This window comes from Mycobacterium sp. UM_11, assembly GCF_001414075.1.
Lineage (GTDB): Bacteria > Actinomycetota > Actinomycetes > Mycobacteriales > Mycobacteriaceae > Mycobacterium.
Window position 1 is genome coordinate 1 of record NZ_LATC01000150.1, and the last position, 8,245, is coordinate 8,245.

Annotated in this window: 9 protein-coding genes, 1 tRNA gene and 1 pseudogene; 6 read left to right on the forward strand and 5 right to left on the reverse strand. The window is 68.1% G+C overall.

The annotated features are described in order from the left end of the window. From WU80_RS23195 to WU80_RS23205, 3 genes and pseudogenes are all read right to left on the reverse strand, one after another. A pseudogene (locus WU80_RS23195) lies at nt 1–104 on the reverse strand (WXG100 family type VII secretion target); the annotation flags it as partial. Nucleotides 105–266: 162 nt separating this feature from the next. Then, complete coding sequence (locus WU80_RS23200; protein ID WP_055405418.1) at nt 267–1,415, reverse strand: PPE family protein; 1,149 nt, start codon at nt 1,413–1,415, stop codon at nt 267–269. A gap of 40 nt (nt 1,416–1,455) precedes the next feature. Further along, nucleotides 1,456–2,349 (reverse strand): PE domain-containing protein, encoded by an 894-nt coding sequence (locus WU80_RS23205; protein ID WP_055405419.1) that lies wholly within the window; start codon nt 2,347–2,349, stop codon nt 1,456–1,458. A 353-nt stretch (nt 2,350–2,702) separates the two neighbouring features. Between WU80_RS23205 and WU80_RS23210 the strand changes: the two genes are divergently transcribed. Next, nucleotides 2,703–2,776 (forward strand) — tRNA-Leu (locus WU80_RS23210). Between the two features lie 248 nt (nt 2,777–3,024). Beyond that, nucleotides 3,025–4,020 carry a hypothetical protein gene (locus tag WU80_RS23215; RefSeq protein WP_156349727.1) on the forward strand — a complete coding sequence of 332 codons (996 nt, stop codon included), beginning with the start codon at nt 3,025–3,027 and terminating at the stop codon, nt 4,018–4,020. Here the strand turns inward: WU80_RS23215 and WU80_RS26565 are convergent, their stop codons facing one another. Both WU80_RS26565 and WU80_RS26570 read right to left on the reverse strand, forming a co-directional pair. Then, nucleotides 4,021–4,146: a hypothetical protein gene (locus WU80_RS26565; RefSeq protein WP_255353623.1), complete on the reverse strand. Its 126-nt coding sequence runs from the start codon at nt 4,144–4,146 to the stop codon at nt 4,021–4,023. It abuts the gene before it with no gap. Between the two features lie 78 nt (nt 4,147–4,224). Further along, nucleotides 4,225–4,359: a hypothetical protein gene (locus WU80_RS26570; RefSeq protein ID WP_255353624.1), complete on the reverse strand. Its 135-nt coding sequence runs from the start codon at nt 4,357–4,359 to the stop codon at nt 4,225–4,227. Between the two features lie 395 nt (nt 4,360–4,754). On the opposite strand from WU80_RS26570, the gene WU80_RS23220 reads away from it, so the two are divergent. The 4 genes from WU80_RS23220 to WU80_RS23235 form a co-directional block, all read left to right on the forward strand. Further along, the gene (locus tag WU80_RS23220) at nt 4,755–5,420 is read left to right on the forward strand and encodes a CDP-alcohol phosphatidyltransferase family protein (RefSeq protein WP_231633893.1); all 666 of its coding nucleotides are present in this window, start codon (nt 4,755–4,757) and stop codon (nt 5,418–5,420) included. Then, nucleotides 5,417–6,046 (forward strand): 1-acyl-sn-glycerol-3-phosphate acyltransferase, encoded by a 630-nt coding sequence (locus tag WU80_RS23225; RefSeq protein WP_055405421.1) that lies wholly within the window; start codon nt 5,417–5,419, stop codon nt 6,044–6,046. Before WU80_RS23220 ends, WU80_RS23225 begins: the two co-directional genes overlap by 4 nt. A 57-nt stretch (nt 6,047–6,103) precedes the next feature. Further along, nucleotides 6,104–6,964: a phosphatidate cytidylyltransferase gene (locus WU80_RS23230; RefSeq protein WP_231633894.1), complete on the forward strand. Its 861-nt coding sequence runs from the start codon at nt 6,104–6,106 to the stop codon at nt 6,962–6,964. A gap of 9 nt (nt 6,965–6,973) precedes the next feature. Further along, the coding region (locus WU80_RS23235; RefSeq protein WP_156371832.1) for an ABC transporter ATP-binding protein at nt 6,974–8,245 on the forward strand (1,272 nt) is incomplete at its 3' end.

Below are 8,245 nucleotides of genomic sequence, written 5' to 3' on the forward strand. Positions count from 1 at the left end.
GCCCACATCTTGCGAGCCTCGTCCTCAACGGTCTGGGCGTGCACCTCAAAGCGGCCCGCCATCGCCCGCATCTCGTGCGGGTCGGTCATAAAACGAGTTGCCATGTTGCCTTTCTCCTTTTCCTTCAAGCTTCGGTGTCGAAGTTCTAACAGTTGAAATTGATGCGGTGGTAGCCGCGTTGTGGACAGATTACGGCCTACCGGTTAACTGATCGCCTCAAACGGGTGACATGTACCCCCTTAATTCCCGTACCGGTTTTCCCGACATCAGACGACAACCTGCTTGGGCATGACGATCGGCTTGAAGCCGTACCGCGGGCCGGCGCCGTAGGCGCCGGCGCCCTTGGCCGCCGCGGCCATGCCCGGCATCCCGGGCATCGCCGCGACCGGCTCCGCCTCGGCCGCGGCCGTCCACCCCGAGCCCTCGAGGGGAGCGGTGGAGGAGGCCAACGACGCGGGGGCGGCCGCATTCCAACCGGCCGGCACCGACAGGCCGCCGACGGCGGAGGCCTCGCCCAGGGCGGCCGATGCGCCCGCGCCCGACACCGAGCCCACCATGGTGCCCGGAATCATTCCACCGGCGAGCGGCGTGACGGAGTCGGTGAGCGCGAACGGGATCGACGGCACGGAGCCCAGCGTGTGGCCCAGGGAGACCGCGGTCGGGATGGTGTTGCACACCCACCATGCCGCGGTGTTCACCGCGCCGTTGATGCCGTTGAGCACCGACGGCGTGCCGAGGAAGTTGTCGATCGAGCCCAGAATGCCGTTGGTCGTGAACGGGAGGCTGGGCGCGGCCGCCGCCGCGGGAGCCGCCAGTGCCTGGGCCGTGCCGGCCGTCGAGTCCGCGGCCAGCGCGGTGCTGCTGGCCGCCGCGGCCGTCGCCGGGTTGGCGGTGGACGTCAGCGGAGTCACCGGGGTGAGAACCCCGGCGGCCGCGGAGGCGGCCTGGTAGGCGGCCATCATGGCGGCGTCCTGCGCCCACATGGCGGCGTACTGCGCCTCGGTCGCGGCGATCGCGGCCGAGTTGATGCCCAGGAAGTTGGTGGCCACGAGCGTCGCCAGCAGCGTCCGGTTGGCCGCGATCACCGGCGGCGGCACCGTCGCCGCGAACGCGGCCTCGTAAGCGGCCGCCGAGGCCATGGCCTGCGCGCTCGCCTGCTCGAGCGTCGCCGACGTCTCGGTCAGGTAGGCGATGATGGGCTGGGCCGCGGCCGCGGCGGCGGCCGAGCCACCGCCCGTCCACTGCTCGCTGGTCAGCAACGAAATGATCGACTCCCACTGGGTCGCCGTGGTGCTCACCTCGGCGGCCAGGTTGGCGTACGCCGTTGCGGCGGCCATCAGCGGCGCGGCGCCCGCGCCGGCGTACATGAGGGAGGAGGTGATTTCCGGCGGAATTGCTGCAAAGTCAAGAACCATTTGTGTTTCCCGCTCCTTTTGTCTGTAGGGATTTGAAGTTTTAGACGGCCGTGGGCTTGGGCATGACGATCGGCTTGACGCCGTAGCGCGGTGCACCGAAGCCGGCGCTGTTGCGCGCGGCCGCGCCCATTCCCGGCATCCCCGGGATGATCCCGCCCGTGCCGGCCTGCGGCGCGGCGGCGGTCCAGCCGACCGTCTCGAGCGGCGCCGCGCTGGTGCCCACCACCGGGGTGGCCGGGGCGGCCCACGTCGGCGGCACCGAGAGCTTGCCGACCAGGCTCGCCTGGCCCGCCGCGGCCATTGGCGCCGCGCCGATCCCGGCCATGCCGCCGCCTGCCATCGGCGCGGTCGTGTCGGCCAGGCCCGCCGCGTCGGCCGCCGAGCCGGCGGCGTCGGCGGCGGAGGTGTCGAGCAGACCGCCACCGGCCAGACCCAGGAGGTCGGAACCGGCCGAGGCCCAGTTGCCGCCGCCGATGTTGAAGAGGTTGGCGGTGTTGCTCGAGAGGCCGAAGATCCCGCCGAGCATTTGCGGGTTGGTGCCGTTGCCGGTGCTACCGAGCAGGTATGCCAACCAGTCCAGCGGGGTGTTCGACGGCGCGGCGGCAGCGGCGGCGGCCGGAGACGCGGCGCTCGACAGCGTGGCCTGGGCCGCGTTGATGGCCTCGGTGTCCCCGTAGCTGCCGGAGCTGATGCCCAGGGTCTGGGCGTAGTTCTCGAGCAGCGTTTGCGCCTCGGTGGCGATCGCCTGGTACTGGGTGCCGTACGCCGAGAAGATCGCGGCCTGCTGGGCCGACACCGGGTCGGCGGCGGCCGGAGCGATGACCGTGGTCGCCGCCGCGGCGCCCGCGTTCTGCGCGGCCAGGTTGGTGTTGATCCCCGACAGCAGCTGCTCGGCAGCGAGCATCTCTTCGGTCTGTGTTGTCAGAAATGCCATCGATTGCTCCTAATGTTGGAACGAGTCGACCCCCATGTGTTGGTCGACCTGTGTGTTCGCGTAACGGCCCCTGTGCGTTGGCGTAACACTAACGACCCACGACTCCACGGTCCCGACCGAAAGCGCCAGCGTGACAGCCGTTTACGGCTTTTTAACGATGAAGTCGGTAGTTTTAACACGGTCCTGCCGCGCGACATAGTGATGTGATCTGTCATCTGCCGGAAAGCCGGGGTTAATGCGCGCGGGCGCGGATCCTAACCGACGGCACCCGGTACCGCACGTCGGGCATTTCGCCTAATCGAGCGGGGTGCGATGTCCCCGGGCTCGCGCATGCGCGCTAGATTCGCCGCCGAGCCCCCATAGCCCAATTGGCAGAGGCAGCGGACTTAAAATCCGCCCAGTGTCGGTTCGAGTCCGACTGGGGGCACAGTGCTTGTGCAGGTAGATGGCTCGGTGGGGCGGCAGCCGGTCCTCTCGCGGCCAGATTTACCGGCGTAGTACCGGCGTGCGGGGAGGTACCTGCGGCGCTAGCGAACTGCCGTGCCACCACACCAGCCTCACAGATCACTACCGTCACACGGGCGAAATATTAAAGCAGACTTCGGTCCGAAACTGGGGATGCTGACCGGCGTGTCGCGGCCTGGTTACGTCGGTGGCCGGCCATAGCCTGGAGGCATGAGTTGGACCCACATCTTCACCACGCATGAGTTCTGGCTAGGGGTGCCATCCGGCGCGGTCCTTGCTGTGACTCCCGCGCTCATCGCCGCGAGGTCATTGCGGAACAGCGACCGCCGAAAATTTGCCCAAGAGGACAAGGTGCTCGACCGCAAGGAGACCCGCGAGGACAAAATCCGCGATCAGGAGACGCTCCGCGAGGCGGCGATGGAGTTCACGCAGGTGTCGACAGACATCCTGACAACGACCATCGACATCAAGGGCATCTTCAACTCCATGCGCGACTGGTTCCACAACCGCGCGGGCACGGACGACCCGATGGCTGACGCCAAGTTCGACCACTCCGAGAAGGTGATGGACGCGCAGATGCGTATCGCGGTGCCGGTCAACAAGCTAAAGATGGTCGCGCCAACAAACGTGCTTGAAGCTGCCACCCGGACCACGACGGCGATTATGACGACGGTGCAGCAGACCACCGAACCGTTCGCCATTCGTGTGGCCCACAAAGTCGCGTCCGACGAACTCAACAATTTCATCAGTGTTTTTCGCCAGGAGATTGGGCGCGACCCATACACCAATGCCGAACAACAGCAGCAGGTGTTCTCCTTCTTGGAGACGCTGAAGCAGCAAGTCAACGCCTACGTCGAAGAGGCCAAGGCCGACATGAAAGCTGCTGGCTTCAAGACGACTCCCTGGGACGACCACCGTGGTGAGAGTCAGCCGCCCGAGGCCGGGGACACAGCGGACGACGAAGGGCCGACCTTCCTGGGCCCGACTCCGTTGGTGGTTGTCCGGTCACTCAACGTTGGCGACGACATATCGCTACCCATAGGCCGCAGCGGACGAACGGGAACAATCGGGCTTCGCTCAACGATCCGTAGCTTCAACGACGACCGGACGCAGATGACGGTGTTCGTTCACAAGAACCAGAAGACGGTGACGCTCAACGTGAACCCCGATCAGCAATTCATCCGCGTGCCCCGGGCAGCGAGCTAATTACTTGCCGCGCTTGCGTTTCGGTGCGGCCGTGCTCTTGGCGCGGCGACCGACCTTGGTGTTGCCCTTCGCGCGGGCAGCCTTGGCGAACTTGGCGCGGGCTGCGGCCTGCTTCTTGCTAGCCATCGGTGCTTCCTCTCTGTTGGCCGGGGCGCCGGGGCGGGGAGTCTGGCCGACAACCTCTCAACCCGCCCCGGCGACCGACTAGGGTGTGCCGCTCTGCGGCCTAGCGTGGCCGTAGCCGTGTGCGCGGGGCGCGCCCGGCAGCTCGGCGGCACGGGCGCGGTGGGCGGCCAGGGCGGGCACCGGGTACGAAAACCCACCCTGGCCACGACTCATGGAGCCACCTGCTCACCGGGGTAACCCCGCACCTCATCTGATGGCCGGGGGTGCCACCGTGGCCGCCCCACGCGCTCCGCGTTGCGTGGCGGGTCAACACGCGGGCTGCGGGGGTGATCACCTCATGTTGGCCAGCCGGGGCCAACGCGACGACGACGTAACGATTTGGGATCGGTAGTCAGTCGGCCCGCATCTACTTATCGCACGCGCCGCCACCAGGTGGCGCATCCCGCGTAGGCAGGAAACGAAAGGAGCCGGCCATAAACACCAACGTCGCTACCCGTCACGCAGCCCCTTCGACTACTCGTCGAACCCGCACGGCCGGCCTGTACGCATTGAAGCCGTGGTTCACCGCAAGGCTGGCCCCGATCGTCGACATTGCGGTGGCTCGGCGAGTGTCTCCGGACCTCTTCACCGCCGCCGGTGTCGCCGCGGCCGGTGCCGCCGGAACCGCCATCGCGTTCGGCTGGTGGCCGCTGGCGGCGGTCTTCATGGTGATCCGGCTGGCCGGCGCCAACCTTGACGGAGCGGTCGCCCGAGCGCGTCGCGTGAGCCGGCCGTGGGGCTTCGTGGTCAACGAACTCGGCGACCGCACCGCAGACCTGCTCGGCTTCGCGGGCCTGGCGGTCTGGGCTGCGCGGCAGCACGGCTCCGGATTGCACTGGTTGTCCTGGCCCGTGCTTCAGGTTCTGCTGGCCGCGCTAGCCGCCACGCTGCCGACCTTCGCGTCGCTAGCCGTCGCCGCGGCGGGCCTCACGCGCCGCAACGGCGGACCGCTCGGCAAGACCGAACGCTGCCTGTTCCTCGTGCTGGCCACGGCCTTTCCCATCGCCATGCCGATCCTGCTGGCGCAGTTGGTGAACGGATCGCTGCTCACCACCGTCCTGCGGCTGCGGGCCGCCCATCGCGAGTTGAAGACGCGGCGCGCGCACGAAACGCCGGTCGAAACGACCGATCGCCTCGCGCTGTTCGAGCAGTTCGACGCGATCACGCAGCCGTTCATCGTGACTCACCAGCGGTTCGACGCCGTCACGCTGCCCATGGCGCAGGTGGCCGCATGACCATCAATCGGATTGCGAGCGTCCTTCGCCACTGGCTGTGGCGGACGGTGTGCGCCGTCTCCGGCGGCCTCGCCGTGACCGGGCGATGGGACGTCGAGGGCGGCTGCATCGTCGTCGCCAATCACGCCTCGCACGCCGACACCGCGGTGCTGGTGGCGGCGTTGCCGTCCACAGCTCGCCCGGTCTTCGGCGCGGCGGCCGATTACTGGTTCGACGTGCCGGTGCGACGCTTCATCGCGACCTCGCTGATCGGAATACTGCCGGTGCGACGCTCGGGCGACGGCAACTACGACGCGCTGTTCGCGGCCGTCGGTCCGGCGCTGCGCGCGGGACGGACCGTCGTCATCTATCCCGAGGGAACGCGGTCCACAGACGGCACCATCGGCGAATTCCGTTACGGCGCAATACGTCTGGCACGAGACTGCGGGGTGCCCATCGTTCCGGTGGCGATCGTGGGGACTGCCGAGGTGCTACCGAAGGACGGCAGCTTCTCGCCCGGCCCGATGGAGGTACGCCTCGGAACGCCTGTCGATCCCCACACCACCTCCGCATCGCAACTGCGGTCGCGGGTGCTGGCACTGCGGGGCGACGTCGTGGCCGATGACCGCTTCGCGCTGGCGTCGTAGAGCCGGCGGCCCACAATGTCACTCGTCGAGCACTGGTTGCCTCGTCTCGATCGGCGGATGCCGCTCAACATCGACCTGGGTCCGCTGCACGTTCACATGTATTCGCGGGCTGTGTTCCTGATGTGGGTCACGGTGGCGATCCTCGCGGTCGCGGGCATCGCCGTCGTGCTCTCGCGCAAGCAGGAGTTGGTCCAGAAGTGGCGCACCTGGGTGCTGATCGCACCGGCTGTCGGGCTCCCCGTCTGGGCCGGCCACGGCACGGCGGCGGGGTTGGCCGCGGCACTGGCTGTCGTCGCGGTGATCGAGTACGCGCGACTGGTCAAGCTCGGCCGCGCCGACACCTACGTGCTCGTGGTCCTGGCCGTGGCATACCCGATCGCGGCGTGGCTGCGCCCCACGCTTCTCCAGTTCGCGCCGATCGTCGTGCTGCTGTGCGTGGTGCCCTCCGTCCTCGAGGGCGACGTCGAGAACGGCGCCAGGCGGGCCGCGTCCGCCGCGTTCGCGTCGGTGTGGATCTGCTGGTCGCTTTCCCACCTCGTCATGGTGGGGGCGGACGCGTATCTGTTGTGCTTCGCCGTCGCGGCCACCGACGTCGCGGCCTGGTGTGGCGGAAAAGGGTTGCGCCGCATGCGATGGGCGCGCAGGCCGCTGTCCCCGCTGAGTCCCAACAAGACCATCGGCGGGATGGTCGGCGCCATTGCCGGCGCGTTCGTAATCCTCACGCTCCTGGGCACCATCTCCGTCGGCCTGCTCATCGCCGTCTCCATCGGCGGTCTGTTCGGGGACCTGCTCGAGTCCATGCTCAAGCGACAGGCCCAGGTCAAGGACGCCGGTGGCTGGCTGCCCGGGTTCGGCGGCCTACTCGACCGCATCGATTCACTGCTCGTTGTCCTCCCACTCGCGTACTTCCTCGGATGAGAGATCTCGATGAATAACGACAAGCCCACGCTGCCGATCACCCTGCGTAACCGGACCGACGACGCCACGGATATGCGTGCCCGTTGGCGATTCCCGGCAACACCGTTCGGGTCGATCCCGATAGGTCCGAGCGTCGACCGGGAGAATCGCGTCCGGCCCGCGGCGACCGATGGCCTGCAGATGCGGGATGTCACCCTCTGCGTAGACGGCAAAACAGTTCTCCTGGAACGGGTTTCGTTCACGGCGCGCCCCGGCACCCTGACCGCCGTGATCGGTCCATCGGGCGCGGGCAAGTCGACGCTGGCCAAGGTCGCCGCCGGGGCGCAGCGGCCGACCGGCGGGACGGTGGCTTTCCAGGAGAGGGCCGTGCACGCCATGCGCGGCGAGATCGGGATGGTGCCCCAGGACGATCTGGTGCACGGCCGACTCACCGTCGCACAGGCGCTGCGGTTCGCGGCGGAACTCCGAATGCCCGCCGACACCACCGCAGCCGAACGCGGGCGGGTGATCAGCACGGTGCTCTCCGAACTCGAGCTCTCGCCGCACGCCGACACCCGCATCGACAAGTTGTCGGGCGGCCAGCGTAAGCGCGTGTCGGTCGCGGTCGAATTGCTGACCGGCCCTGACCTATTGGTGCTCGACGAACCGACGACGGGGCTGGATCCGGCCCTGGACCGCTCGGTGATGGCGATGCTGCGCCGGTTGGCCGACGCGGGCCGCGTGGTCGTGGTGGTGACGCACTCGTTGACGTTCCTGGACATGTGCGACCAAGTGCTGTTGCTCGCGCCCGGCGGCAAGACGGTTTTCTGTGGCCCACCCGATCGGCTCAGTTCCTATCTGGGAGCGTCGGATTGGGCCGACATCTTCACGAAGGTATGCGCCGATCCGAACGGTCTGCACCGACGGTTCATGCAGGCCCGAGGGGCCGAGTCCGCGGACACCGTGTGCCGCGCCGCGCCGGTGCAGCCGACGTGGCAACCGCCCCGGCTGGGCGTGTGGCGCCAAACGTCGACGCTCGCACGCCGCCAGGTGCGGTTGCTGGCGGCGAACCGGGGTTACCTCGCCTTTCTCGCGGTGTTGCCGTTCGTCGTCGGCCTGCTGCCGTTGACCGTCACGGGCCATGCGGGCCTGAGCCACCTGCCGGCGCCTGGCGCACCGCCGTTCGAAGCCAAGCACATCGTCGCGTTGACGAGCTTCGCGGCGATCCTGATGGGAACCACACTCACCGTCCGCGATCTCGTCGGCGAACGCGCCGTCTTCCCTGTCTCTTATACACATCTG

What these genes read in the sequence shown, in the direction of transcription:
- WU80_RS23200 (WP_055405418.1), bottom strand. Translation starts at nt 1,415, where the DNA reads ATGGTTCTTGACTTTGCAGCAATTCCGCCGGAAATCACCTCCTCCCTC.
- WU80_RS23205 (WP_055405419.1), bottom strand. Translation starts at nt 2,349, where the DNA reads ATGGCATTTCTGACAACACAGACCGAAGAGATGCTCGCTGCCGAGCAG.
- WU80_RS23215 (WP_156349727.1), top strand. Translation starts at nt 3,025, where the DNA reads ATGAGTTGGACCCACATCTTCACCACGCATGAGTTCTGGCTAGGGGTG.
- WU80_RS26565 (WP_255353623.1), bottom strand. Translation starts at nt 4,146, where the DNA reads ATGGCTAGCAAGAAGCAGGCCGCAGCCCGCGCCAAGTTCGCCAAGGCT.
- WU80_RS26570 (WP_255353624.1), bottom strand. Translation starts at nt 4,359, where the DNA reads ATGAGTCGTGGCCAGGGTGGGTTTTCGTACCCGGTGCCCGCCCTGGCC.
- WU80_RS23225 (WP_055405421.1), top strand. Translation starts at nt 5,417, where the DNA reads ATGACCATCAATCGGATTGCGAGCGTCCTTCGCCACTGGCTGTGGCGG.
- WU80_RS23230 (WP_231633894.1), top strand. Translation starts at nt 6,104, where the DNA reads ATGCCGCTCAACATCGACCTGGGTCCGCTGCACGTTCACATGTATTCG.